General features: G+C 71.2%; 22 protein-coding genes and 1 pseudogene. 6 read left to right on the forward strand and 17 right to left on the reverse strand.

The window, feature by feature from the left end; translation table 11 throughout:
* The 3 genes from ACSHSS_RS12615 to ACSHSS_RS12625 all read right to left on the reverse strand — a co-directional run.
* Positions 1 to 1,610 (reverse strand): efflux transporter outer membrane subunit (locus ACSHSS_RS12615; protein WP_445545058.1); only part of this gene is annotated, 1,610 nt, incomplete at its 3' end.
* Position 1,611: 1 nt separating this feature from the next.
* Entirely contained in the window at positions 1,612 to 3,204 is a 1,593-nt protein-coding gene (locus ACSHSS_RS12620; protein WP_006412586.1) for a DHA2 family efflux MFS transporter permease subunit, read from the reverse strand.
* A gap of 87 nt (positions 3,205 to 3,291) precedes the next feature.
* The gene (locus ACSHSS_RS12625; RefSeq protein ID WP_105769163.1) at positions 3,292 to 4,695 is read right to left on the reverse strand and encodes an HlyD family secretion protein; all 1,404 of its coding nucleotides are present in this window, start codon (positions 4,693 to 4,695) and stop codon (positions 3,292 to 3,294) included.
* Between the two features lie 234 nt (positions 4,696 to 4,929).
* On the opposite strand from ACSHSS_RS12625, the gene ACSHSS_RS12630 reads away from it, so the two are divergent.
* The 4 genes and pseudogenes from ACSHSS_RS12630 to ACSHSS_RS12645 all read left to right on the forward strand — a co-directional run bounded on the left by ACSHSS_RS12630 (position 4,930) and on the right by ACSHSS_RS12645 (position 7,428).
* Entirely contained in the window at positions 4,930 to 5,136 is a 207-nt protein-coding gene (locus ACSHSS_RS12630; protein WP_006417406.1) for a hypothetical protein, read from the forward strand.
* Positions 5,137 to 5,298: 162 nt separating this feature from the next.
* Positions 5,299 to 6,225 carry a manganese catalase family protein gene (locus ACSHSS_RS12635; RefSeq protein ID WP_006417408.1) on the forward strand — a complete coding sequence of 309 codons (927 nt, stop codon included), beginning with the start codon at positions 5,299 to 5,301 and terminating at the stop codon, positions 6,223 to 6,225.
* A 63-nt stretch (positions 6,226 to 6,288) separates the two neighbouring features.
* Positions 6,289 to 6,808: pseudogene (locus ACSHSS_RS12640) on the forward strand (ferritin-like domain-containing protein).
* Between the two features lie 134 nt (positions 6,809 to 6,942).
* A complete protein-coding gene (locus tag ACSHSS_RS12645; protein ID WP_043281563.1) occupies positions 6,943 to 7,428 on the forward strand; it encodes an NUDIX hydrolase in 486 nt (161 codons plus the stop codon).
* Here the strand turns inward: ACSHSS_RS12645 and ACSHSS_RS12650 are convergent.
* From ACSHSS_RS12650 to ACSHSS_RS12705, 12 genes are all read right to left on the reverse strand, one after another.
* A complete protein-coding gene (locus ACSHSS_RS12650; protein WP_006415544.1) occupies positions 7,394 to 7,885 on the reverse strand; it encodes a DUF1641 domain-containing protein in 492 nt (163 codons plus the stop codon). The two genes, ACSHSS_RS12645 and ACSHSS_RS12650, sit on opposite strands and share 35 nt — an antisense overlap.
* A gap of 253 nt (positions 7,886 to 8,138) precedes the next feature.
* The gene (locus tag ACSHSS_RS12655; protein WP_006412911.1) at positions 8,139 to 8,618 is read right to left on the reverse strand and encodes a BON domain-containing protein; all 480 of its coding nucleotides are present in this window, start codon (positions 8,616 to 8,618) and stop codon (positions 8,139 to 8,141) included.
* A 166-nt stretch (positions 8,619 to 8,784) separates the two neighbouring features.
* A complete protein-coding gene (locus ACSHSS_RS12660; protein WP_006412914.1) occupies positions 8,785 to 9,336 on the reverse strand; it encodes a hypothetical protein in 552 nt (183 codons plus the stop codon).
* A 100-nt stretch (positions 9,337 to 9,436) separates the two neighbouring features.
* The gene (locus tag ACSHSS_RS12665) at positions 9,437 to 9,949 is read right to left on the reverse strand and encodes a low affinity iron permease family protein (RefSeq protein ID WP_012217919.1); all 513 of its coding nucleotides are present in this window, start codon (positions 9,947 to 9,949) and stop codon (positions 9,437 to 9,439) included.
* A 390-nt stretch (positions 9,950 to 10,339) separates the two neighbouring features.
* Positions 10,340 to 11,083 (reverse strand): FRG domain-containing protein, encoded by a 744-nt coding sequence (locus ACSHSS_RS12670; RefSeq protein ID WP_006412915.1) that lies wholly within the window; start codon positions 11,081 to 11,083, stop codon positions 10,340 to 10,342.
* A gap of 40 nt (positions 11,084 to 11,123) precedes the next feature.
* Complete coding sequence (locus ACSHSS_RS12675; RefSeq protein ID WP_035956384.1) at positions 11,124 to 12,137, reverse strand: cytochrome d ubiquinol oxidase subunit II; 1,014 nt, start codon at positions 12,135 to 12,137, stop codon at positions 11,124 to 11,126.
* Positions 12,124 to 13,551 (reverse strand): cytochrome ubiquinol oxidase subunit I, encoded by a 1,428-nt coding sequence (locus ACSHSS_RS12680; protein WP_006412913.1) that lies wholly within the window; start codon positions 13,549 to 13,551, stop codon positions 12,124 to 12,126. The genes ACSHSS_RS12675 and ACSHSS_RS12680 overlap by 14 nt, the downstream gene beginning before the upstream one ends.
* A gap of 42 nt (positions 13,552 to 13,593) precedes the next feature.
* The gene (gene copM / locus ACSHSS_RS12685; protein WP_035956381.1) at positions 13,594 to 13,986 is read right to left on the reverse strand and encodes a CopM family metallochaperone; all 393 of its coding nucleotides are present in this window, start codon (positions 13,984 to 13,986) and stop codon (positions 13,594 to 13,596) included.
* A 109-nt stretch (positions 13,987 to 14,095) separates the two neighbouring features.
* Positions 14,096 to 15,766 carry a GMC family oxidoreductase gene (locus ACSHSS_RS12690; RefSeq protein ID WP_006413362.1) on the reverse strand — a complete coding sequence of 557 codons (1,671 nt, stop codon included), beginning with the start codon at positions 15,764 to 15,766 and terminating at the stop codon, positions 14,096 to 14,098.
* Entirely contained in the window at positions 15,756 to 16,406 is a 651-nt protein-coding gene (locus ACSHSS_RS12695; RefSeq protein WP_048994809.1) for a gluconate 2-dehydrogenase subunit 3 family protein, read from the reverse strand. Before ACSHSS_RS12695 ends, ACSHSS_RS12690 begins: the two co-directional genes overlap by 11 nt.
* Complete coding sequence (locus ACSHSS_RS12700; RefSeq protein WP_012217912.1) at positions 16,403 to 17,257, reverse strand: hypothetical protein; 855 nt, start codon at positions 17,255 to 17,257, stop codon at positions 16,403 to 16,405. The genes ACSHSS_RS12695 and ACSHSS_RS12700 overlap by 4 nt, the downstream gene beginning before the upstream one ends.
* Before the next feature lie 34 nt (positions 17,258 to 17,291).
* The gene (locus ACSHSS_RS12705) at positions 17,292 to 18,392 is read right to left on the reverse strand and encodes an enolase C-terminal domain-like protein (protein ID WP_006416730.1); all 1,101 of its coding nucleotides are present in this window, start codon (positions 18,390 to 18,392) and stop codon (positions 17,292 to 17,294) included.
* Positions 18,393 to 18,539: 147 nt separating this feature from the next.
* On the opposite strand from ACSHSS_RS12705, the gene ACSHSS_RS12710 reads away from it, so the two are divergent.
* Entirely contained in the window at positions 18,540 to 20,357 is a 1,818-nt protein-coding gene (locus ACSHSS_RS12710) for a thiamine pyrophosphate-requiring protein (protein WP_006416726.1), read from the forward strand.
* Positions 20,358 to 20,402: 45 nt separating this feature from the next.
* Here ACSHSS_RS12710 and ACSHSS_RS12715 read toward each other — a convergent pair whose 3' ends face one another.
* Together ACSHSS_RS12715 and ACSHSS_RS12720 are read right to left on the reverse strand one after the other, a co-directional pair.
* On the reverse strand, positions 20,403 to 22,193 hold the full coding sequence (locus tag ACSHSS_RS12715) for a glycoside hydrolase family 15 protein (protein WP_006416729.1): 1,791 nt from the start codon (positions 22,191 to 22,193) through the stop codon (positions 20,403 to 20,405).
* Entirely contained in the window at positions 22,190 to 23,173 is a 984-nt protein-coding gene (locus ACSHSS_RS12720; RefSeq protein ID WP_048994813.1) for an SDR family oxidoreductase, read from the reverse strand. Before ACSHSS_RS12720 ends, ACSHSS_RS12715 begins: the two co-directional genes overlap by 4 nt.
* A gap of 281 nt (positions 23,174 to 23,454) precedes the next feature.
* On the opposite strand from ACSHSS_RS12720, the gene coxB reads away from it, so the two are divergent.
* Entirely contained in the window at positions 23,455 to 24,474 is a 1,020-nt protein-coding gene (gene coxB, locus ACSHSS_RS12725; protein WP_048994807.1) for a cytochrome c oxidase subunit II, read from the forward strand.
* Positions 24,475 to 24,486 lie beyond the last annotated feature (12 nt).

A 24,486-nucleotide genomic window follows, 5' to 3' on the forward strand; every position in this document is an offset into this window, starting at 1 on the left:
AGATGTGTATAAGAGACAGCCTTGTACAGCGCGACGAGATCGGTCGTCGTCTGCAGCGCGCCCTGCACGGCCTGCTGACGCCCTTCCGACCATTGCCGCTCCGCGTCCAGCACGTCGAGAAACGGCGACAACCCCTTGCGGTAACGATCGCGCGCGAGTTCCAGCGCGCCCTGCTCCGCGCGCACGGCATCGTCGAGCGCGGCCGCGCGCGTCTGGTCGGTGCGGTACACGGCGAGCGCATTGTCGACGTCGCGCAGCGCGACGAGCACGGTCTGCCGATACGCGAGCGCCGCCTCCGCCTGACGCGCCTGCGTGAGCCGCAGGTTCGACACCAGCGCGCCGCCCGAAAAAATCGGCAGCGACACCGCGGGCCCGAACGCATAGAACAAATGCGACCAGTGCGCGAGCTCGCGCACATGCGTCGCGCGCAGCCCGACTTGCCCGGTCAGCGACACGTCCGGATAGAACTGCGCGACCGCGACGCCGACGTCGGCCGTCGCCGCGTGCAGGTCGGCTTCCGCGCGTCGGATGTCGGGCCGGCGTCGCGCGAGCGTCGACGGCAGGCCGACCGGCACGGCGGGCGGCACGCCCGGCAGCGCACGCGGCGTGTCGAGCCAGTCGTCGAGCGCGCCCGGCGCGCCGCCGACCAGATAGGCAAGCCCGTTCTTCAGCAGCACGATCTGCTGATCGAACTGCGGTAGTTGCGCGCGCAACTGGGCGAGCCGCGCATCGGCGCTGCGCACTTCGAGGTCGCTCGCCAGGCCGTGCGCGGCCTGCTCGCGCGTCAGATCGCGCAGTTCGCGCTGCGCGCCCACGAGTTCGTCGGCGAGCGCGCGCTGCGTCTGCGCACCGCGCAGCTGCAGATAGGTCTGGGCGACTTCGGCTTCGAGCGACAGCAACGCGTCGTCGCGGCTCGCGACGGCCGCACCCGCCTGCGCATCGGCGGCCTCCACCGCGCGGCGCACGCGTCCGAACAGATCGAGCTCCCACGACGCGTCGAAGCCGGCCTGCCACAGGTTGACCGGCGATTCCAATGCATCGAGCGCGCCGCGCGCACGCTGCTGCACGGCCGCGCCAGTGCCTGGCCCGAGCCGGTCGAGCGGCGAGCCCGGCGCGCCGAGCCGGTCGATCTGCCGGTCCAGCCCCTGATCTTCGACGAACCCCTTCAGGCCGAGCTGCTCGCGCTGATAGCTCGCGCTCGCGCGCACGTCGGGCAAGCCTTGTGCGGCGGCCGCACGCACCTGCGCACGCGCCTGTGCGATGCGCAACACAGCGGCCTGCACGTCGAGGTTGTCGCGCGCCGCGCGTTCGACGAGCCGGTCCAGCAGTGGATCGCCGAACGCGCGCCACCAGCGCGGGTCGGGATCGGCGTCCGTCGTCGGCGTGGAAGCCGGCGCGCTCGCGCCCGAGGAGGGCGCGGCCGCGTCCGCGCGCTGCAACGCGTGCCAGCCCGCGGGCACGTCCGCGCGCGGCGGTGTGAAATCCGGCCCGACCGTGCACGCGCCCAGCAGCGTGCCGGCGGCCAGCGCGGCGGCCGCAGCAGCCGCGGCCGTCGCACGGCGCAGCGCGCGCGGCGGGCGGCTGCGTCGAGCGGCGTCGCACGTCGTCATGTCAATGCCCTCCTCCGGCGCGTGCGGCCTTCACCGGCGAAAACAGGAATGTCAGCGGAATGCACGCGGCACAAAACACCGCGAGCAGCGCGAATACGTCGATATACGCGAGGATCGTCGCCTGCGACACGAAGGTCTCGTAGAGCCGGCCGTTCGCGGTCTGCAGCGCGGCCGCCGGCGTGCCGCCCGACAGCTCCGCGATCGCCCGCGCGTTCGCATGCAGCGCGTCCTGGAAGTTCTGCGACAGCGGCGACGTATGCGCGGACAGATGCGCCATGCGCGCCTGCGTGCGTTCGCGAATCAGCGCGGTCGACACCGAGATGCCGATCGACCCGGCGACGTTGCGGAACATCGTGAACAGCGCCGACGCATCGTCGTTCAGCCGCTGCGGCACGGTCAGATACGCGAGCGTCGTGATCGGCACGAACATGAAGCCGATCGCGAGCGACTGCGCGCAGCGAATCATCACCAGATGCCGATAGTCGATGTCGGGCACGAGCATGCGCGAATACGCCAGTGCGAACGCGAGCAGCACGAAGCCGAAGCCGACGAGATAGCGCGTCTGCACGTGCGGCATCAGCCGGCTCACGAGCGGAATCTCGAGCGTGATCAAGAGCGCGCCCGGCGACAGCACGAGACCGGCGAGCGTCGCCGTGTAGCCGAGATGCTGCTGCGCGAGCTGCGGCACGATCACCGCGCTGCCGTACAGCACGGCCGCGAACGTCGCGATCGTCACGCAGCCGAGCGCGAAGTTGCGATCGCGCAGGCACGACAGATCGACGACGGGCTTCTTCGTGCGCAGCAGCCAGAGCGTCGCGCCGACGAGCCCGAGCGCGGACAGTACCGCGAAGGTCCGGATGAACGTCGAGCCGAACCAGTCCTCGTCCTCGCCGCGATCGAGCATCACCTGCAGGCAGCCGAGCCCGATCGCGATCAGGCCGATCCCGACGTAGTCGACCGACAGCCCGCGCACCGCCCCGCGTCGCCACGGCGGATCCTCGACGAGCTGCATCACGGCGAGCACGGTCAGCACGCCGATCGGCACGTTGAGCAGGAACACCCAGCGCCACGAGAAGTGATCGGTGATCCAGCCGCCGAGCGTCGGCCCGAGCACCGGCGCGACGACGATCGCGATCGCCGACACCGAGAACGCGCGGTTGCGCTGCTCGGGCGGAAACGTGTCGAGGATGATCGACTGCTGGTTCGGCTGCAGCCCGCCGCCGAACAAGCCCTGCAGCACGCGGAACACGATCAGTTCGCCCAGGTTCGTCGCGATGCCGCACAGGAACGAGCACGCCGTGAACGCGGCGATGCAGAGCACGAAGTAGCGCTTGCGTCCGAGCAGCCGCCCGAGAAACCCGGAGATCGGCAGCACAATGCCGTTCGCGACCAGATACGACGTGAGCGTCCAGGTGGCCTCGTCGTAGCTCGCCGACATCGTCCCCGCGATGTGCGGCAGCGCGACGTTGACGATCGTCGTGTCGAGCACCTCCATGAAGGCGGCGAGCGTGACGACGACGGCGACGATCCACGGATTCGCGGCCGGCCGCCAGTTGCCGCCCGGCGCCGCCGCCTGATCGGCGGGCCGGTTCATCGGCCGAGGGCCGCTCGGACGAACGGCAATCGAAGGTCGGACATCGTTGCGCTCCGTGCGCGGCGCGCCGCATGCAGCGGCGGCCGGTCATTTCAGATGAACGGTCGGCTCGACCGACAGGCCGAGGCCGAGCGGCGGATTGCGCGGCAGCGGACCGTCGAGCACGATCTTCACCGGCACACGCTGGACGATCTTCACGAAGTTGCCGGTCGCGTTTTCGGCCGGGAACGCGGAAAACCGCGAACCGCTGCCGAGCTGGATGCTGTCGACGTGACCGTGCAGATCGAGATCGGGATACGCGTCGACCGACACGTCGACGCGATCGCCGACGCGCATCCGCTTCAGTTGCGACTCCTTGAAGTTCGCGGTGATCCACACGCGCGGCGTCACGATCGAGAAGATCGACGTACCGGGCTGCAGGAACGAACCGAGCTGCACGTTGCGGCGCGTGACCCAGCCGTCCGACGGCGCGCGCATCGTGCAGTACGCGAGATTCAGCTCCGCCTGCTCGAGCTGCGCGCGTGCCTGCAAGACCTGCTGACGGCGCTCCTCGACGACCGTTTCGGCCTGCCGGATCTGCTGCGGCACGAGGCTCGCGGTGCGCGCCTGCGCCTGCGCCATCGCGACGTTCGCATCGGCGCTCGCGCGCTGCGCGTCGGCCGCGTCGATCGCCTGCTGCGAGGTCGCGCGCACATCGACTGCACGCTGCCGCGCCTGCGCGGCCAGCGCCTGCCGGTACGCGGCTTCCGCCGATTCGATCTGCGCGCGCGCCTGCCGGTACTGCGCCGGATACTGGACGCGCGCGATGTCGAGCTGCACGCGCGCCGCGTCGAGCTGCGCCTCGGCGAGGCCGAGCTGCGCGTGCGCCGCGTCGACCTGCGCGCGATAGTCGCGCGGATCGATCTCGACGAGCACGTCGCCGCGATGCACGTAGACGTTGTCGTCGACGGCGAGGCGCGTCACGTAGCCCGACACGTGCGGCGCGACGGCGATGGCGTTGCCGTCGGTGTACGCGTCGTCGGTGCTTTCCTGATTGCGTGTCGCGAACCACCAGACGAGCCCGCCCACGACGATCAGCAACGCGATCGCGCCGAGGATGATCAGCGGCTTGCGGCCCGGCCGCTTGCGTTCGCCGCCGTCGCCCGCGCCATCGCCGTCGCCGCCGGTGCGGCCGCCGCGATCGTCGTGCGGATGCCCGTCTCCACCGCCACCGCCCGGTGCGTCGGCGTCGCGCTCGCCGCGCGGCTCGCCGTGTCCGCTGCCGGTTCCGCTGCCGCGGCCGGCGTCGTCGTCGCCGGCACGCGCGACGCGCACCGGCGCGCCGCCCGGCTCGCGGTCGAGCGGCGCATCGACCGTGCGCGCGCTTGCGCGACGCCGGACGCCGCGCGCGATGCGCGTCCGCGCCTGCCGTCGCGCGAGCGGCGAAGCGCGCGTCGGCGCGACGCGGTCTCGCAGGCGATCGGGCAACGGGGACACGGTGACCTCGGACATCGAACGGCGCTCCTGTGTGCAACCCGTGCGCACCGACGTGCGCGCGGGCCTCATGGCGCGCGATCGAAGCAAGTGCCGCGCCTGCCCGGCGCCGATCCATGCCGCGTCGACGATGCGCAGCCGCTCCGGCGCGCATTTTTTACAAGGGCGATTGCACCGGCCGCGCGGCGTCGCGCGCGCAGCCGGCACGCGCGATGCGCGCAAATCGCGTCTCGTTTCGACAGGAGGCATTCGATGACCCGTCCCACCCCGCTCGACACCGATACGCGCGGCGAAGATCGCGGCGACAGCACGCCGGGCCCCGAAGGCAAGCGCGGCGGCACCGCGACGCCGCCGCCGCGCAGCGCGCGCGATCCGGCCGAGGGCAAGCCGCAGTCGGACGATGCGCGGCCCGGCGCGCAACCGGCCGATCACAGCGACCGCGCCGCCGACAAGAACTGACGGACGGCCGCGCGCCTGGCGTCACGTCAGCAGAAATGACAACGCGTTGAAAAACCGCGGACGCACGCGGCCACGCCCGCCCGCGCGGCGCGCGCCGCACTACGGGCCCGCGACGTGCTCGGCATCCGGCGCAACCGTCGTCCACTTACACACGGAGGCTTCATGTTCATTCACAACACCCGATTGCAGTACACGGTGCGCGTCGACGCGCCGAACCCCGGTCTCGCCAACCTACTGCTCGAACAGTTCGGCGGGCCGCAGGGCGAACTCGCCGCCGCGATGCGCTACTTCACGCAGGCAATCACCGAGGAAGATCCGGGCCGCAAGGACATGCTGTTCGACATCGCGACCGAGGAGCTGAGCCACCTCGAAGTGATCGGATCGCTCGTCGCGATGCTGAACCGCGGCGCGAAGGGCGAGCTCGCGGAAGCGGTCGACGAGCAGGCCGAGCTCTACCGGAAGCTGAACGGTGCGGGCAACGACAGCCACGTGACGCAGCTGCTGTACGGCGCCGGCTCGCCGCTGACGAACTCGGGCGCGGTGCCGTGGAGCGCCGCGTACATCGACACGATCGGCGAGCCGACGGCCGATCTGCGCTCGAACATCGCAGCCGAGGCGCGCGCGAAGATCATCTACGAACGGCTGATCAACGTGTCGGACGACCCGAGCGTGCGCGAAGCGCTCGGCTTCCTGATGACACGCGAGGTCTCGCACCAGAAGTCGTTCGAGAAGGCGCTCTACGCGATCACCGCGAACTTCCCGCCGGGCAAGCTGCCGCCGATGGAGCCGTACGATCGCGTGTACTTCCGGATGCAGGAAGGCGCCGAGCCGATGCCGGGTCCGTGGAATCGCGGCGATGCGCTGTCGGTGCGGCGCGGCGAGCCGGCCGTCGACGGCGGCGACGGCCTCGCGACGGGCGCGGTCGATCCGACGCAATCGCAGGCGCTCGAGGCGATGGCGCGCCGGCTCGCGTCCGACCCGAACTGCGATCCGACGACCGGTGCCGAGCTCGGCGCCGGTGCACCGCACGACAGCACGACGTCGCCGGTGCCGCCGGTGTCCGGCACGCCGGGCACGCCGGGCGTGTAAACGCGCAAGAGGCGCGTACGCGCGCCTCGGCCCGCGCTCACCCCAACGACAGGAGAATGAGGCATGGCAAGCGAAGCGAACGTGGTAGACGAGCGGTTGATGGAATGGCTGCGCGACGCGCACGCGATGGAGGAACAGGCCGAGACGATGCTGTCGTCGATGGCCGGCCGGATCGAACATTATCCGGACATCAAACGGCGCATCGAGCAGCACATCGAGGAAACGCGCGAACAGGCGCGGCTGATCCGCAGCTGCATCGAGCGGCGCGGCGGCTCGGTGTCGACCATGAAGGATCTCGGCGCGAAGACGATGGCCTGGGTGCAGGGCATGTCCGGGGTTCGTATCCGACGAGATCGTCAAGGGCGGCATGGCGAGCTACATGTTCGAGCATTTCGAGATCGCCGCGTACCGCAACCTGATCGAGGCCGCGCGCGTGGCCGGCGACATCGAGACGCAGACGATCTGCGAGCGCATCCTGCCCGAAGAGCAGGCGATGGCGGCCTGGCTCGAGCACAACATGGCGGGCGTCGTGCGCACGTATCTCGCGCGCGAAATGCGTCCGAACACGACCGCGAAACGCTGAGGGCGCGCGGCCGGCCGCGCCGCCGCGGCGCGTGCGACCGGCCGCTTCGCGCCGTCCGGCGGGCCGCTGCGGCGGGCATGCGGCTTGCGCGATGCTCAGCCATGAACACCTTCGCCGCCTGCCCGCTACCCGACATGAAACTGCCCGATCCCGCCGACTTTCCGGTTCGCGCGGTCCCGCTCGCGCCGCTGGCGAAGGAACGCGCGACGGTGCTCTGTCATCGCAACGGCCGCGTGCTGCTGGTCGCGCGCCGGCCGTCGTCGCGCTGGACGCTGCCGGGCGGCGTGATCCGCCGCGGCGAATCCGCGCTCGACGCCGCGCATCGCGAGCTGCACGAAGAAACGGGACTGACGGGGCTCGACCTCGCGTATTTCTTCTACGTCGACGGCAACGTAAAACGCCATCACGTGTTCGTCGTCGATCTGCCGGCCGGCATGCATGCGTGCCCCGGCCGCGAGATCGCGCTGTGCCGGTGGGTACCGATCGACGCGGTGGCGCGCTGGCCGGCCAGCGCGCCGACGCAGCGCATCGTCCATCAGCTCGCGCAGCTGCGCGGCATCGCTAGCGCGCACGCGCCGGCGGCGCTCACGCGCGGTCCGTGCCGCCCGCCTTTGCAGTAAGCGCCGTAACCGATTGCTCGGGCTCGCGTGCGAGGCCCTGCGCGAACACCTTCAGCCCTTCGAGCAGCGGCGTGATCGCTTCCCACAGCGCGTCGTCGTTGAGCAGCCGGTAGACGCCACGCACGCCCGGCGCGACATGTTCGTGCTCGGCCGGCTGCCACGCGCCGATGTGGCGCAGTGCGTCGGCGGCCGCGAACATCGTCTTGCCGAACTGTTCGGGCGGCACGCGCGAGAGCGCCATCACGAGCATCGCGAGGTTCTGCACGCCGGTCTGCGTGCCGGGCTTGTCGAGCGCGCCGACCAGCACCTCGGCGATCTTCGCGTTCGCGCTGACCACGTCGTTCGCGAAACGCAGGAAGCCGTGACGGTGCAGGCTGCCGAGCAGGCGCTCGAGCGCATCGTGCGCATTCGGTTCGGAGGGAGGGGGCGTCGTATCGTCAGGCAGGCGTTCGGCCATCGGCTGTTCTCCGGAACGGGCGCCGCCGCGAGCGGCGCGACAGGAACACCCGCGGCAGGTCCGCCGCGGGGCGAATGACGGCGCGTCCGGCGCGGACGGCCGGCGCGGCGTCGTGCGGCGGGCGCGGCGCGACGCTGCGGGACATCATCGCACAACGCAAGGTTGCGCTCGCCCGGTGCGGACGCACGCGGACGCACGCAGGCGGGCGTGCGGCGGCGCGCGAGTGTCGCGCACGCCGCCGCGCCGGAACGCATCAGCTCGCGCCGTCGCCCGCGTCCGCGCGGTACTCGCTGCGCGTGCCGAGCCCGTCGTCGACGGTCCGCACGCCGTCGACGGCCGATACGCCGTCGACGATCGCCTGCCGCTCGGCTTCGTCGATCGCGCCGCTGAGCCGCACATGACCGTCCTCCACGCTCACGTCGATGTCGTGCGGACGACCGGTGAGCCGCGCGAGTTCGGCGCGCACGCGTGCCGCGATCAACGCGTCGTCCACCTGTTCGGGCTGCCAGTGCTGGCGCAGGCCGGTGATCGCGCTGCGCGCGCGCTCGGTTGCCTGTTTCGCGCAGCTGCTCGCGTAGTCGACGACACCGTGTCCGCCGGCCGCGGCCTTGTCGCAGACGTACGCGCGTCGGCGACGGCCCGACGCCGGATCGAGGAAGTACATCGCGAGCGCGCCGCATGCGACGGCCGCAGCAAGATTCATCAGCGGTTTCAGACGAGTCTGGGATTCCATGGCAACACCGTACGCAATACCCGGGGACGGCCGGGCTTCGCGGCCTACGCAGCACACGCCGTTCCTCGATCGCGCGCGAAGCGGGCAAACCGCAGCGGCTACACGCGCCGCATCGGCCGCGCATCGCGCATCGCGCGCCGGGCACACGGCGCGCGGCAGTCCGCGCTCAGCGCGATGCCGCGTGCCGCCGCGCATATCGCCAGCCGCGCAGGCACTCCTCCGCATACGGAATCACCGCGAACACGAGCACGGCCGCGAGCAGCACGACGATGTAAAGCGGCTCGGTCGGCCGCCAGCGCAGTGCGAAGTCGGCCGCCTGCACGCCGTCGCGCAACCGTGCGGGCAGCACGATCCACGCAATCAGCGACAGTGCGACGAGCGGCATCATCTCGAGAAAGCTGTGCACGTGCTGCTCGAACGGCGACACGTCGCGCCGCGACACCGCGTATCGCACGTCGGCCAGCGCGGTGAACTCGTGCAGCACGAAGCCGGCCGCCATCAGCGCGAGCACGGTCAGATCGATTTCGAACAGCAGCGCGACGAGCAGCGGAATGCCGACTTCGACGAGCTGCGCAACATGCAGCAGCGACTCGCGCAGGCCCGACGTCGACGCGATCTGCGAGCGGCGATGGCAGAGCCAGTCGACGAAGCCGGCCGCGATCCAGAGCGGCAGCACGAAGAAGCGCAGATAGCCGTCCGCGAGTTCGGTCGCGCTCATCGGCACGCGTTCGCAGCGCGGCGAACGAAATGACAAACGCTTGAAAAATGCGGATGTCGGGCGCGCCCGCGCGATGCGGCAGTGCGGAAAAGCACTTGGGTCACGATGCGTCCCGCGGCGCGTCGGCCATGTCGCGCACGCGCGCGCAATCCTCTTCGAGGCCTTCGCGCGTGCCTGCCCGCTTCGCGAGCTTCATGTACGCCTGCGCGAGCTGGTTCAGCTCCTCCTCCGACGCATCCTCGATGCCGATCAGCCGGTCGCTCGCCGAACGCGTCGCCGCGACGAGTTCGTCGAGCTTCAGATGCAGCGCGACGCTGTCGCGGTTCTGGTTCCGCTGCAGCAGGAACACCATCAGGAACGTGATGATCGTCGTACCCGTGTTGATCACGAGCTGCCACGCGTCGGAATAGTGAAACAGCGGGCCGCTGACAAGCCACAGCAGCGTCACGGCGACGGCCGAGCCGAAGGCGATCGGCGAGCCGGCCCACGCGGTGACGCCGGACGCGAAACGCTCGAACGCGCGCGTGACGGGATGCGGGCCCGACGCGCGGTCGGTCTCGTGACGGTCGGCCGCGTCCGGCCGGACGCGGGATGAATCGTTCGCTTCGCGCATGACACCTCCCGGATGGAACAAGTGAGCGCACCCGCGCACGGGCCGCGCCGCCGCCGCAACGTGGGGCGCGGGGTACGGTCCCGATGCGGGCGTCGATGCGGTATGAAGCAACCGGCATGCCTGCGCGGTCGCGCCGTCGCGCCGTCGCGCCTCGCGCCTCGCGCGGTGCGCGGTGCGTCTTACGTCGCGTGTCGCGCGGGGCATGTCCGGCGTGCCCGGCATGCATGTGAGCCGTGAGGGGCATGAGTGGCTTGAGGCTTGCGAAGCATGTGCTTCGTGTGTCCCGTGTGCGTCGTTTCCGTCGTTTGTGTCACGTGCGCGGCGCGCGTCGTCTGCGTCGTGCGCCCCGTGTGCCCGTGTGCATGTGCGTGGCGCGCAGCCCCTGCACCCTCATCGCGGCGCGTGCGTATCCTCGTCGTCGGGGAAATACCGCGTATCGGTCCACTGCGCGATGCCATCGAGATCCGGGAAAATCGTCGCGACGCTAATCCCGACGCGCGCAAGTTCATGCCGAATCGCGGCGAACCGCTCGCCCGGCACGACGATGCGCGTGAGGCGCCCCGCGAAGTCCGGCTGCTCGTCGAGCGGCGCGAAGCACTGCGCGTCGGCGTCGTAGCTATGGATCGTGAACCAGCCGTCCTGCGCGGTGATGCGCGGCATCACGTGGCGCGGCCGGAACACTTTCGTGCGCGTGACGCTGAGCGGCGCGCGCCGCTCGGCGATCGTCGCGATGTCGTCGGCGTCGTGACGCAGACACCAGACGACACCGTCGACGCCCGCCTCCGACGCACTTCTGACCGCGAACCACAGCGCGGCGAGCGCGCTGCCGGACCAGTCGAGCAAGCGCGTGCGCATCCCGTGCTGCTGCGCGATCGCGAGCCAGTCGCACGCGTCGAGATTCGGCGCCGGTTCGAGATGCGGCAGCGCACTGCGCATGAATTCGTCGAGCATCCGCGCTTCGATATCGGGCGTCGAGCGCCCGCGCGCGATGCTCGGCGCGAGCGCCCAGCCCGCGTTGCACTGTCCGCGAAAGAGCCGCGCGGCACGGCCGTCGTCCTGCGCGCCGATGCGCGCCATGTAGTCGGCGACGCTGTCGATCGTTTCGCCCGCGTCGCGTGCGCGTTCGCGTCCCATCCGTCGTCTCCCCATACCTCGGCCGCGGCAGCGGCGGTCGTCACATATGCTCGTACCCGGCGTCGCCGCGCACCTTGCCGCGGAACACCCAGTACGACCAGCCCACATACATCAGCAGCACCGGCAGCATGAACGCGGTGCCGATCATCAGGAATTCCTGCGACATCTGCGCCGACGCGGCCGACCACAGCGTCACCGACGGCGGCGCGACGTGCGGCCACAGGCTGATCGTGAGCCCCGAGAAGCCGAGAAAGAACAGCCCGATCGACGCGACGAACGGCAGCACCTCGCCGCGGCCATTCAGCGCGCGCCAGGCGAGCCACGCGAGCAGCGCCGTCAGCACCGGCACCGGCGAGAAGAACAGCAGGTTCGGCCACGCGAACCAGCGTGCGGCGATCGCCGGATCGGCGAGCGGCGTCCAGATGCTGACCGCGACGATGAACACGATCACGCCGAGCAGCGCGTGGCGCGCGGCGCGCCGTGCGGCGAGCTGCAGCGGCCCTTCGGTCTTCATCACGAGCCAGGTCGCGCCGAGCAGCAGATAGCCGACGACGAGCCCGGCCGCGGTCAGCAGCGGAAACGGCGCGACCCAGTCCCAGCTCGTGCCGGCGAAACGGCCGTCGACGACGCGAAAGCCCTGCACGAACATGCCGAGCACCGCGCCCTGCGCGGCGGTCGCGACGAGCGATCCGCACGCGAACGCGCCGCTCCAGAGCCGCTTGCGCGCGCCGACCACGCCGCGAAACTCGAACGCGACGCCGCGAAACAGCAGCCCGAGCAGCATCAGCAGCACCGGAAAGTAGACGCCCGGCACGACGACCGAGAACGCGCCCGGAAACGCGGCAAGCAGCAGCGTGCTGCCGAGCACGAGCCAGGTTTCGTTGAAGTCCCACACCGGCGATACCGACGCGATCATGCGGTCGCGCTCGGCTTCGTCGCGGCGCCAGAAGAACAGCATCCCGACGCCGAGATCGAAGCCGTCGAGCAGCACGTACATCAGCACCGACAGCGCGAGCACGCCGGCCCACAGCGGTACGAGATCAAGCCCTGTCATCATTCGCTCCCGGTGGTTGCGCGCCGCTGTCCGAGACGGCCGACAGCGGCCGCGCGGGCCGCTCCGAGACGGCGGCGGCCGGCGTTCCCGCATGCGCGGGCGCCGTGTCGGGCCCGAGCCGCACGAGCCGGCGCAGCAGCACGAAGCCCGCGCCGAAGATCGCCAGATAGCCGATCGCATAGAGCGCGAACGACAGCGCGACGTCGCCCGTCGTCAGCGACGGCGTGACCGAGTCGGCCGTGCGCATCAGCCCGTAGACGGTCCACGGCTGCCGGCCGGCTTCGGTCGTGGTCCAGCCCGCCAGCACCGCGACGAAACCGATCGGCATCGCCAGGCGGCACGCGTGCAGCCAGCCGCGTGCCGCGTACAGCCTGCGTCTTCGCCAGAGCGTGAGCCCGCGCACGACGATCGCGAGCATCACGATGCCGAGCCCGACCATCAGATGGAACGCGAAGAACACGACCGGCACCGACGGCCGCTGGTCGCGCGGCCAGTCCTTCAGCCCGTGCACGAGCCCGTTCCAGTCGTGCGTCAGATACAGGCTGCCGAGGCGCGGAATCGATAACTCGAAGAGGTTCGTCTCGCGCGCCTGATCGGGCCACGCGAACAGCGTCGCGCGCACGCCGCGGCCGGTGTCCCACAGCCCTTCCATCGCCGCGAGCTTTGCCGGCTGATGCGCGAGCGTGTTGAGCCCGTGCGCGTCGCCGAGCGCGATCTGCACGGGCACGGCAATGGTCAGGAACCACAGCCCCATGCGCACCATCACGCGGCTTTCGTCGGGCGCGCGCCGCTGCAGCAGATAGTGCGCGCCGACCGCGAGCACGACGAATGCGGTCGTTACCAGAAACGCGGTGACCGTATGCGCGAGCCGGAACGGGAACGACGGGCTCAGCAGCACCGACAGCATGCTGTCCGGATAGAAGCGGCCGTCGACGATCCGGTAGCCGGTCGGCGTCTGCATCCAGCTGTTGACCGCGAGAATCCAGAACGACGACAGCAGCGTGCCGAGCGCGACGAGCACGGCGGACATCGCATGCGCCCACGGCGGCACGCGCCGGCGGCCGAACAACAGCACGCCGAGAAACGCCGACTCAAGAAAGAACGCGGTCAGCACTTCGTACGCCATGAAGCCGCCGACGACGTTCGACGTCGCCGCGACGAACCGGCTCCAGTTGGTGCCGAACTGGAACGGCATCACGATGCCCGATACGACGCCCATGCCGAACGACACCGCGAGAATCCGCAGCCAGAACGTCGACAGCCGCAGATACACCGCGCGCCGCGTCGCCCAGTGCAGCACCTCGAGCGTCGCGATGAAGCACGACAGCCCGACGGTAAACGCGGGCAGCAGGATATGAAACGCGATCACCCAGGCGAACTGGAATCGCGACAGCAGCAATGCATCGATGTCCATGGGACCTCCGGTCCGGCGCGACGGCGCGGTCGCGATGCGCGTTCACGGCGTCGCGCCGTGCGCCTTCTGCCAGCGCTCCATCAGCGCGATCTCGTCGCGCTGCGCGGCGACGATGCGGCTCGCGAGCTGCCGCAGCGTCGGATCCTTGCCGTATTTCAGCTCGACCTGCGCCATGTCGATCGCGCCCTGGTGATGCGGCGCCATGTGCGAGACGAAATCGCGATCGGCGTCGCCCGTATAGCGCGCGGCGTCCATCGCTTCCATCATCCGGTGGTCCGCGCGCTGGAACGCCTGCGTCGACGAGTCGGGCACGACGGTCGGGTCGGTCGGCCGCAGTTGCGCGGCGGCCGGCATCGCGGCGGCGCCCGCCGCGAGCGCCGCGCAGGCGGCCGCGCAGCGCAGCGGACGGACGAATCGGTGGGAATGAATCGGCATGACGAACCTCCTTGTCGAATGAAAGGCGGCGCGGTGCGCGGCCCGGCGCGAGGCGCGCAGGCACCGTGCCCGCGCGCCGGCGGCATACCGGTCGCGATCGCGCGGCCGTTCAGCGACGCCGCGCACGCGCGTGTCCTTCGCCGCGCGCGACCAGCGTGCGGATGCGATCGGCGGTGCGGCACGCGATCGCCTGAATCGTCAGCGACGGATTCACGCCGCCGACGGTCGGAAACACGGAGCCGTCGCAGACCCACAGGTTCGGGATGTCCCAGCTCCGGCAATCGGCATCGACGACGCTCGTCGCCGGATCGTCGCCCATGCGCACGGTGCCGGCGAGATGGCAGGTGTCGTCCTCCTCGTGCCAGATGTCGCGCGCGCCGGCCGCCTCGAGCGCGCGCGACATCTGCGCGAGCGCGTGGCGGATCATGCGCCGGTCGTTGTCGTCGTACGCGTAGGTCACGCGTGCGACCGGCAGCCCGTATGCGTCGCGCTCGTCGGCGAGCGTCACGCGGTTGTCCGCGCGCGGCAGCGTCTCGCCGACGATCTTCAGCCCCGCCTGGAAGTTGTAGCGCGCCATCTCGCGCTTGAGCGCATCGCCCCACAGCCCGCGCGACGCGAGCTTGCGCGCCCATTCGATCGGCAGCGGCCCCTGGCTCATCCAGCAGTAGCCGCCGAAGAAGTCCTTGCCTTCGTCGACGTAGTTCCAGTGCTCGGTCAGCGACAGCGACGGCGGCCCCTTGTACCAGCGCACCTCGTCGTCCATCGTCCCCCACGACGCCTGGTTCAGCTGCGCCATCAGATAGCGGCCGACGAGGCCCGAGCTGTTGGCGAGCCCTTGTGGGTGGCGGCCGTTCGCGGACAGCAGCAGCAGCCGCGGGCTCTCGATCGCATAGCCCGCGACCACGACGTTGCGCGCGCGCTGAAACCGCGTGCGGCCGTCGCGGCGATAGTGCACGCCCGTCACGCGATCGCCTTCGGCCTCGATGCGCAGCGCCATCGCGAGGTCGCGCACTTCGGCGCCGGCTGCGACCGCACGCGGAATCCACGTGACGAGCGCGCTCTGCTTCGCGTTCGTCGCGCAGCCGGTAATGCAGAAGCCGCGATACACGCACGGATGCGCGCGGCCGCGCGGCGCGGACAGCGTCGCGAGCGGCGTCGGCGTCCAGTCCATGCCGAGCGCCTCGGCGCCGCGCGCGAGCACCAGTGCGGCCGCGTTCAGCTCGTGCGCGCGATACGGATAGCGCGGGCGCGGCGGCCCCCACGGATAGCGGACGGGGCCGCTGATCTTCAGCGCCTGCTCGACCTCGCGGTAGTAATGCCACATCTCGCGCCAGTCGAGCGGCCAGTCGACGCCGTAGCCGAGCGCGCTGCGCGAGCGGAACCATTCGGGCCGGAACCGCAGCGACACCATCGCGAAGTGCACGGTGCTCCCGCCGATCGCGCGGCCGCTGTTGTTGGTGCCGAGTGTCAGCGGATCGGCGCCGTCGCAGATCCGTTCGTCGGTCCAGAACAGCTTGCGCTGATGCGACTCGTCCGACGCGAACTCCTCGAGCGGCCGCCACCATGCGCCCGCGTCGAGCGCGACGACCGAATAGCCGTATTCCGCGAGCTTGCACGCGAGCGTGCCGCCGCCGGCGCCGGTGCCGACGATCACGAAGTCGACCGGATCGTCGTCGCGGAACATGCGCATCGGCATCCAGCCGCCGACGCGCAGCGGGTCCGGCGCGCGGCCGTTGCAGCCGCGCGGCGTCGTCGCGGACAGCGGCGCGTCAGCGGCCATCGTCGTCGCCTCCGACGCGCGCTTCCCACGGATCGCGCCGATTGAAGTCCATCCGCACGTAGCCGCGCGGGCTCGCGGGGCCGCCGAAGCCGATCTCGTTCCATGCGTACGGATGGCTGTAGTACGCACCGCAGATGTCCATCAGCACGCGTTTCGCGAAGAACGTGCGCGCGTCCATGCCGGCCCAGGCGGCACGATCCGCGGCATCGATCTCGCCGCGCTGCACCGCGCGCAACAGCGCGTCGGCCGTGTCGTCGTCGAGCGATGCGAACGACGCGCGATGCGCGCGATGCGCCATCGCGTCGAGCGCCGCGAGGCCGATCTGCCATGCGTCGCGCAGCGGCGGCAGCCGCGCGTCGCGAAAGCCGTCGCCTTCGTCGTTCGCAAGCCGCGCATCGATCAGCGCGGCGGTCGGTATCGCATCGCTGCCGGCCGGCTGCGGCGCAATCCGCGCGCACAGTGCGCGCAGCGTCGCGAACCGCTCGGCGTCGAGCGCGCGCGGCGCGGTGGCCGCGACTTTCAGCCGCGCGTCGATCGCGCGACGCGTCGCGTCGTTCCACGAAGGCGTGTCGCGTTTCGCGAGCACGTCGTAATCGGGATAGCGCGGCAGCATCGCCGCGCGCGCGTTGTCGCGCTTCATCGTCCCTCCCGTTCGGCCAGCGCGGTCGCCGCCAGGCCAGCGATCGCGAGTGCCGTAAAGGCCGGCGGCGCAGGCAGCGGCGGACCGGACAGCACGTTCTGCGACCAGTTGCGCCAGCCGCCCATCTGCCGCGCGACGCCGCGCGCATGGAACGCGACGCCGACGAGCCCAAGCAGCGCGGTCGTGCGCATCCAGAACCGGCAGAACGGCCGTGCGGCGCGCGGGCGCGACAGCGCGACATGCGCGGCCGCGAGCGCGGCGACCGGCGGCGCGATCAGCGGCGCGAACATCGCGCGATGCTGGAACGCGCCGCGAAAATGCAGCAGCCCGACCTCGCCGAGCGTGCCGACCAGGCCTGCGGCGACGAGCCCTGCGAGCACACGGCCCGCAGGGCGGCCGCCGATGTGCGGCGCGGCGGCCGGCGAGTCGCGCATCCGTTCGCCGGCCGCGCCGAGCGCACCGGACAGCAGCAGCGCGACCGGTGCGCCGAGCGGCGCGCCGTAGAACAGGTTGTGCCAGCTGAAGCGGCCCACGCGCTTCGTCACGTTGTACAGATGGAATGCGGAACCGGCGAGGCCGGTCGCCGCGGACGCGACGTGCACCGCATCGCGCAGCCGGTGCCGCGCGGGCGTGTCGTCCGCGTGACCGTGCACGCTCGCGATCACCGACAGCGTCGACATCACGAGCGGCGCGACCATCGCGCGGTTGTGAAAGGTGCCGCGATAGTGCTCGACGCCGCTGTCGGCCAATACCGAGCCGGCCAGCAGCAGCGCGCTGCGGTTCAGCAGCCGCGCGGCATCGCGCAGCAGCTGCTCGTCGCGCGCGGTCGCGGGCGGGCGGAAAACGCGCATCGTGCCTCCTGGTCCTTCAGATCGTTCGGGTCGTTCAGATCGCATAACGTTGCGCATCGGCCGTCCTCAGTTCGAGACCGAGGCCCGGCCGTCCCGCGTCGATCTCGAGCGCGCCGTCGATCAGCGGCGGCGCACCGTCGAACAGCATGCGTTCGATGCGCACGTGATCGTGAAACCACTCGACGTGCCGCATGCGCGGCGCGACGCAGCCGACGTGCCGATGCAGCGCGGGCGCGCAATGCGCGGACAGGTCGACGTGGTACGCATCGGCGAGCGCGCCCGCCGCGAGAAACCCGCTGACGCCGCCGCAGCGCGTCGCGTCGGCCTGCAGCACGTCGACCGCGCCCGCTTCGAGCAGGCGCCGGAAGTCGTCGGGCGTATACGCGTATTCGCCGGCCGCGACGTCGACACGCGCGCCGACGTGCTCGCGCACGAACCGCAGCCCCGCGACGTCGTCGCTGCTGACCGGCTCCTCGAACCAGCGAATGTCGTATCGTGCGGCGCGCTCCGCGAACGCGAGCGCCGTGCGCGCCGAGTACGCGCCGTTCGCATCGACGAACAACGCGACGTCCGCGCCGAGCGCGTCGCGTGCGGTCTGCAGCCGCGCCGGGTCGCACGCGTCCTGCACGCCGGTCTTGATCTTGCACGCGCGAATGCCTTCGTCGCGCCAGCCGCCGAGCTGCGCGGCAAGTGTCGCCGCGTCGTACGTCGTGAAGCCGCCGCTGCCGTAGACCGGCACGCGTTCGCGACGGCGGCCGAGCAGTGTCGCGAGCGGCACGCCGGCGAGCTTCGCCTTCGCGTCCCAGAGCGCTACGTCGAGTGCCGAGATCGCGGTCGCTGCGACGCCCGCGCGGCCGACGTTGCGCACCGCGCGCCATAGCGCGTCGACGGCGGCCGGCACGTCGGCGAGCGGACGGCCGCGCAGCACGTCCGCGAGCAGCGAGGTCGCGAGCGCCGCGGCACTCGCATCGGTGTACGTATAGCCGAGCCCCGTCACGGGGCCCGCGTCGATCTCGACGACCACGATCGTCGTGGCGGTCCACGCATAGGTACCGTCGGCCTCCGGCCGGTCGGTCGGCACGCGATACGCGCGCGCCCGCACGTCGCCGAGGGTCGGCGCATCGGAAAGACTCATCGTTGCGCTCCGTAGGTGCGTGTCGTCGCGCACGCAACCTGCATACCTGTCAGCTTCGCGCGGCACGCCGCTTGCGCCGCGGCACGCTCATCGCCGCGCGCGCCGGCAGGGCTGCGTGCGGGTCACCGCAAACCAAGGAGAAACGGCATGGCGACAGTGGCGGATTTCATCGTCGAACGGCTGTACGACTGGGGCGTGCGCCGCGTGTACGGCTACCCGGGCGACGGCATCAACGGGTTTTTCGGTGCGCTGAACCGCGCAGAGGGCAAGATCGAATTCGTGCAGGCGCGGCACGAGGAGATGGCGGCCTTCATGGCGTCCGCGCATGCAAAATTTACAGGCGAACTCGGCGTCTGCGTCGCGACGTCGGGGCCGGGCGCCGCCCACCTCGTGACGGGCCTGTACGACGCGCGACTCGATCATATGCCGGTGCTCGCGATCGTCGGTCAGCAGGCGCGCGCGGCGCTCGGCGGCCATTATCAGCAGGAAGTCGATCTGCCGGCGCTGTTCAAGGACGTCGCGGGCGCGTTCGTGCAGCTCGCGACGGTGCCGGGCCAGGTGCGCCACCTCGTCGATCGCGCGGTGCGCACCGCGCTCGGCGCGCGCGCGGTCACCGCGCTCGTGCTGCCGAACGATCTGCAGGAGCTCGACTATGCGGCGCCGAAGCGCGCGCACGGCACCGTGCATTCGGGCATCGGCTATACGCGGCCGAAGGTCGTGCCCTATGCGGACGATCTGCAGCGCGCGGCCGACGTGCTGAACGCCGGCTCGAAGGTCGCGATACTGGTCGGCGCGGGGGCGCTCAACGCGACCGACGAGGTGATCGCGGTCGCGGACCGGCTCGGCGCGGGCGCCGCGAAAGCGCTGCTCGGCAAGGCCGCACTGCCCGACGATCTGCCGTGGGTCACGGGCTCGATCGGGCTGCTCGGCACGAAGCCGAGCTATTCGCTGATGAGCGAATGCGACACGCTGTTGATGGTCGGCTCCGGCTTCCCCTATTCGGAATTCCTGCCGAAGGAAGGCCAGGCGCGCGGCGTGCAGATCGATCTGAAGGCCGACATGCTGAGCCTGCGCTTTCCGATGGAGGTCAATCTGGTCGGCGACAGCGCCGAGACGCTGCGCGCGCTGCTGCCGCTGCTGAATGCGCGGCACGACACCGCGTGGCGCGACCGCATCGCGCAGTGGAACGACGAATGGCGCGACACGCTCGCCGCGCGCGCGGCCGCGAGCGCGAGCCCGGGCCGCGGCGTGAACCCGCAGCGCGCGTTCACCGAACTGTCGCCGCGGCTGCCCGACGACGTGATCCTGACGAGCGATTCGGGCTCGTGCGCGAACTGGTACGCGCGCGACCTGATGATGCGGCGCGGGATGATGGGCTCGCTGTCCGGCGGCCTCGCGTCGATGGGCGCGGCCGTGCCGTACGCGATCGCCGCGAAGTTCGCGCATCCCGTGCGGCCCGTGATCGCGCTGGTCGGCGACGGCGCGATGCAGATGAACAACATGGCCGAGCTGATCACGGTGTCCAAATACTGGCGCACATGGGCGGACCCGCGCTGGATCTGCATGGTGCTCAACAACGAGGACCTGAACCAGGTCACGTGGGAGCAGCGCGTGATGGAAGGCGATCCGAAGTTCGACGCGTCGCAGCAGATTCCGAACGTACCCTACTCGCGCTTCGCGACGCTGCTCGGGCTGAAGGGCATCTACGTCGACGATCCGGCGCAGCTCGGCGCGGCCTGGGACGAAGCGCTCGCATCGGACCGGCCCGTCGTGCTCGAAGTCAAGAGCGACCCCGAAGTGCCGCCGCTGCCGCCGCACGTGACGCTGCAGCAGGCCAAGCATTTCGCGGAGACGCTGCTCAAGGGCGATTCGCGCGAGCACAACGTGATCGTCGAAACCGCGCGGCAGGTGCTGTCGGCCGTCTTGCCCGGCAACGGCGAGCGCGGCGGCAAGAAAGAATCGTAAGCGCACATGGCGCCGGCGTGCCGTGCTCGGCGGCGCCCGGCGGCCCTACGCGACGCCGAGGTCGTCCTGCTGCGCGTCGCACTGCAGCGCGAGCGCCGCGTTGACGAGCGCGACATGGGCGAGCGTAAACGGAAAATTGCCGCACATCCGGCGCGTGTGCACGTCGTACTCCTCGGACAGCAACCCGACGTCGTTGCGCAGCGCGAGCAGCCGCTCGAACAGCGCGTGCGCGTCGTCGTCGCGGCGCTGCAGGCGGTACACCTGCGCGAGCCAGAAGCCGGCCGCGACGAACGCGCCTTCGTCCCCTTCGCAACCGTCGGCGAAACGCTCGGGCCGATAGCGGAACGGCAGCCCGTCCTCGAGCAGTTCGCGCTCGATCGCGGCGACGGTCGCCGCCACGCGCGGGTCGCACGCATCGAGCATCCCGCTCAGCGGAATCAGCAGCAGGCTCACGTCGAGGCCGTCGCCGTCGAAGCGATCGACGAAGCGCCCGAGTTGTGCGTGATAGCCGCGCGCGAGCACCTCGTCGCGCACGGTGTCGGCCCAGCGCCGCCAGTCGTCGAGCGGTGCGTGATGTCCGAACGCGCGCGCCGAACGGTACGCGCTTTCGACCGCGGCCCACACCATCGCCTTCGACGACGTGAACTGATGGCGGCCGCTGCGCACTTCCCAGATTCCTTCGTCGGGCTCGCGCCAGATCGTGGCGAGATGGTCGATCAGCCGCCGCTCGAGCAGCCACGCGTCGTCGTCGGGCGGCAGCCCGTGACGGCGCGCCTGATAGAGCGCGCCGAGCACTTCGCCGTACACGTCGAGCTGCTGTTGCTGCGCGGCCGCGTTGCCGAAACGCACCGGCCGCGCGCCGCCGTAGCCGGCCAGGTGCTCCGCATGCCATTCGTCCGCGCGGCGGCTGCCGTCGGCCGCATAGAGCACCTGCAGCTGCGACGGATGATCGGCGATCGCGCGCACGAGCCAGTCGCGCCAGCCGGCCGCCTCGTCGCGATAGCCGCAGCGCGCGAGCGCGCGCAGCGTGAAGCTCGCGTCGCGCAGCCAGCAGAACCGGTAGTCCCAGTTGCGCGCGCCGCCGAAGCGCTCGGGCAGCGAACTCGTGGGCGCGGCGACGATGCCGCCGGTGCGCCGGCTCGTCAGCAGCTTGATCGTGATCAGCGCGCGTTCGATCGCGTCGCCGTACGGCCCCTGCGCGGCGTTGCAGCGCGACCACGCGCGCCAGAACGCGTGCGTGTCGCGCAGCGACGCATACGCGTCGGGCACGACCGGCGCGCGGTCGTACGAGCGCGCATAGCTGATGCAGATATCGATGCGCTCGCCGGCCGCGATCGTCGGCGTGCCGACCAGGCGGTCGTCCTGCACCTCGAGCCGCGCGTCGGCGTCGACCCACATCGCGTCGCCGCCCGTCATCATCCGCCAGCGTCGGCCGAAGCGCCGGCACCACGGCAGCGCATAGCCGTAGTCGAAGCGCACGCCGAGCTCGACGTCGAGCGCGACGCGCCCGTGCTCGCCGCGCACGCTGCGGATCAGGCACGGATCGTCGGCGGCCCAGCTCATCCAGTCGATCACGACGATGCGGCCCGACGACATGTCGAACGTCGTTTCGAGAATCGCGGTGCCGGGCAGATAGCGGCGCGTCGCGCGCGCGTCGGGATCGCGCGGCGCCAGCCGGAACCGGCCGTTCTCGGGCGTGCCGATCAGCGCGGCGAAGCACGGCGGCGAATCGAAGTCGGGCCAGCACAGCCAATCGATGCTGCCGTCGCGCGCGACGAGCGCCGCGCTTCGACCGTCGCCGATCGGCGCGTAGTCCTCGATCGGCGTCGCGCTCATCGATTCAGCTTCCGCGCGGCCGCGACGCCGGCCGCGAGCAGCACGAACGCCGCGCCGAATGCGAGCGCGCGCGCCGATCCGAGCGCGCCGTCGGCGCCCGTGCGGTGCGCCTCGTCGGTGAACGCGCCGCGCGTCGCATGCCCTTCCGGCACCGTCTCCCAGAGGTTCGACGCGCGCACGCCGGCCGGCTCCGCGCGCTGCTGGCCGCGCACGGCCGTGTACGCGAGATAGCGGTCGAAGCAGCCCGGCGCGACGCCGTTCGCGAGGATCGCCGCGAGCGAGGACCAGCCGACCCAGCGCTCGCGGCACGGCCGATGGGCGGCGCGCACGATCGCATCGGCCGCGACTTCCGGTGCGTACACCGGCGCGACGGGCCGCGGCTTGTTCGGCAGTTCCGATTCGGCCCAGTCGAACTGCGGCGTATCGATCGCGGGCAGTTGCACCATCGTCACGCGTATGCGGCTGCCGTCGTGCAGCAGCTCGCAGCGCAGCGCGTCGGTGAAGCCGCGGATCGCATGCTTCGCGCCGCAATATGGCGCCTGCAGCGGAATCGACCGGTACGCGAGCGCCGAGCCGACCTGCACGATCGTGCCGCGATCGCGCGTGCGCATGCGCGCCAGCGCCGCGCGTGTGCCGTTTACGCAGCCGAGATAGGTGACGTCGGTCACGCGCGCAAAATCCTCCGGCGCGATTGCGTCGAATGGCGCGAACACGGTGACCATCGCGTTGTTGACCCACACGTCCAGCGGCCCGAGCTCGCGCTCGATGCGCTCGGCGGCCGCATCGAGCGCGGCGGCGTCGCTGACGTCGACCGCGATCGGCAGCGCCTGCACGCCGTACGCCCGCACTTCCGCGGCGGCATCCTCGAGTGCGCGCGGATCGCGCGCCAGCAGCGCAACGTTCGCGCCGCGCCGGGCAAAGGCATGGGCGGTCGCGCGGCCGACGCCGGCACTCGCGCCCGTGATCGCGACGGTTTTCACGTTCGTTTCCTCCGATCTGCTCCGTGGCCCGCGCGTCGCCGCAGCCGTGCGCACGCCGCGCGCCAGGACGCGGGCGACGGAGCAACCGGCATGCCGCGCGCCGGCCGGCGCAGGCGATCCGGCCGCACGGCGCGCGCGCCCGCCGGATTTACAACGCCGCTGTAACGCGGCCGCCGCCGCACGCGCGCATGCGTCGCGCGTCGCACTCGCCGCGCGCGCGCACGGAAATTGCTGCACGGCCTGTCGCCGTCGTCATCCGCCGAATTCGGCAAGGAGTCGCGTTGCCGGTCCCGCTTTTCCCGAACGCGCGCCGCGTCGCGTGCGCCGCCGCGTACATCGTTGCGTACGCAGCGGTGTCACGCGCGCAGGCCGCCGCCCAACCGTTGCCGCTCGCGTATGTCGCGCACGCGGCGGGCCCCGCCGCGCGGCCGGTGTTCGTGCTCGGGTGGGCGCTGCTTGCGCTTTGCACGTTCGTCTGCATCGCGATCGCGACGCTGCTCGCGCTGGCGCTGTTTCGCCGCCGCACGCGCGAGGCGCGCGGCGGCGATGGCGTACGCTTCGTCGCGATCGGCAGCGCGGTATCGGCCGTGCTGCTGTTCGGCGCGCTCGTCTACATGCTGCGCGTGCTCGGCGCGGTCGCCTATCCGCCGCGCCCGCCCGCGCTGACGATCACCGTGATCGCGCACGACTGGTGGTGGGCCGTGCGCTATCCGGGCGAACCGGCGCTCGTCACCGCGAACGAAATCCATATTCCGGTGGGCGAGCCGATCGCGATCGAACTGAAGAGCGCGGACGTCATCCACGCATTCTGGGTGCCGCAGCTCGCGGGCAAGACCGAGACGATTCCCGGCCAGACGAACCGGCAGTGGCTGCAGGCCGACGAGCCCGGCGTCTATCGCGGCCAGTGCTCGCAGTACTGCGGCGCGCAGCACGCGCACATGGCGTTCGACGTGGTCGCGCAGCCGCCCGACGCGTTTCGGGCGTGGCTCGACGCGCAGCGCCAGCCGGCCGCGGCACCGCCCGCGGGTGCGGCCGCGCACGGCGCGCGCGTGTTCGCCGCGCGCTGCGCGGGCTGCCACACGGTGCGCGGCACCGACGCGGCCGGCGATGCGGGCCCCGACCTCACGCACCTCGCGTCGCGCCGGTCGCTCGCGGCCGGCACGCTCGACAACACGCCGGACAACCTGCGCCGCTGGATCGCGCACGCGCAGCAGATCAAGCCGCAGACGCTGATGCCGTCGTTCGCGCTCGCGCCGCGCGACGCCGACGATCTCGCCGCCTATCTCGCGACGCTGCACTGAACGGAGGATGCC

Source organism: Burkholderia sp. BC1 (assembly GCF_052683555.1).

Excerpts from the sequence above, each read along its gene's own strand:
- ACSHSS_RS12635 (WP_006417408.1), top strand. The coding sequence starts at position 5,299 with ATGTTCATTCACAACACCCGATTGCAGTACACGGTGCGCGTCGACGCG.
- ACSHSS_RS12700 (WP_012217912.1), bottom strand. The coding sequence starts at position 17,257 with ATGCGCGTTTTCCGCCCGCCCGCGACCGCGCGCGACGAGCAGCTGCTG.
- ACSHSS_RS12695 (WP_048994809.1), bottom strand. The coding sequence starts at position 16,406 with ATGAAGCGCGACAACGCGCGCGCGGCGATGCTGCCGCGCTATCCCGAT.
- ACSHSS_RS12625 (WP_105769163.1), bottom strand. The coding sequence starts at position 4,695 with ATGTCCGAGGTCACCGTGTCCCCGTTGCCCGATCGCCTGCGAGACCGC.
- ACSHSS_RS12620 (WP_006412586.1), bottom strand. The coding sequence starts at position 3,204 with ATGAACCGGCCCGCCGATCAGGCGGCGGCGCCGGGCGGCAACTGGCGG.
- ACSHSS_RS12645 (WP_043281563.1), top strand. The coding sequence starts at position 6,943 with ATGAAACTGCCCGATCCCGCCGACTTTCCGGTTCGCGCGGTCCCGCTC.
- ACSHSS_RS12690 (WP_006413362.1), bottom strand. The coding sequence starts at position 15,766 with ATGGCCGCTGACGCGCCGCTGTCCGCGACGACGCCGCGCGGCTGCAAC.
- ACSHSS_RS12705 (WP_006416730.1), bottom strand. The coding sequence starts at position 18,392 with ATGAGTCTTTCCGATGCGCCGACCCTCGGCGACGTGCGGGCGCGCGCG.
- ACSHSS_RS12710 (WP_006416726.1), top strand. The coding sequence starts at position 18,540 with ATGGCGACAGTGGCGGATTTCATCGTCGAACGGCTGTACGACTGGGGC.
- ACSHSS_RS12655 (WP_006412911.1), bottom strand. The coding sequence starts at position 8,618 with ATGGAATCCCAGACTCGTCTGAAACCGCTGATGAATCTTGCTGCGGCC.
- ACSHSS_RS12715 (WP_006416729.1), bottom strand. The coding sequence starts at position 22,193 with ATGAGCGCGACGCCGATCGAGGACTACGCGCCGATCGGCGACGGTCGA.
- ACSHSS_RS12650 (WP_006415544.1), bottom strand. The coding sequence starts at position 7,885 with ATGGCCGAACGCCTGCCTGACGATACGACGCCCCCTCCCTCCGAACCG.
- ACSHSS_RS12670 (WP_006412915.1), bottom strand. The coding sequence starts at position 11,083 with ATGGGACGCGAACGCGCACGCGACGCGGGCGAAACGATCGACAGCGTC.
- ACSHSS_RS12675 (WP_035956384.1), bottom strand. The coding sequence starts at position 12,137 with ATGACAGGGCTTGATCTCGTACCGCTGTGGGCCGGCGTGCTCGCGCTG.
- copM (WP_035956381.1), bottom strand. The coding sequence starts at position 13,986 with ATGCCGATTCATTCCCACCGATTCGTCCGTCCGCTGCGCTGCGCGGCC.
- ACSHSS_RS12660 (WP_006412914.1), bottom strand. The coding sequence starts at position 9,336 with ATGAGCGCGACCGAACTCGCGGACGGCTATCTGCGCTTCTTCGTGCTG.
- ACSHSS_RS12630 (WP_006417406.1), top strand. The coding sequence starts at position 4,930 with ATGACCCGTCCCACCCCGCTCGACACCGATACGCGCGGCGAAGATCGC.
- ACSHSS_RS12680 (WP_006412913.1), bottom strand. The coding sequence starts at position 13,551 with ATGGACATCGATGCATTGCTGCTGTCGCGATTCCAGTTCGCCTGGGTG.
- ACSHSS_RS12665 (WP_012217919.1), bottom strand. The coding sequence starts at position 9,949 with ATGCGCGAAGCGAACGATTCATCCCGCGTCCGGCCGGACGCGGCCGAC.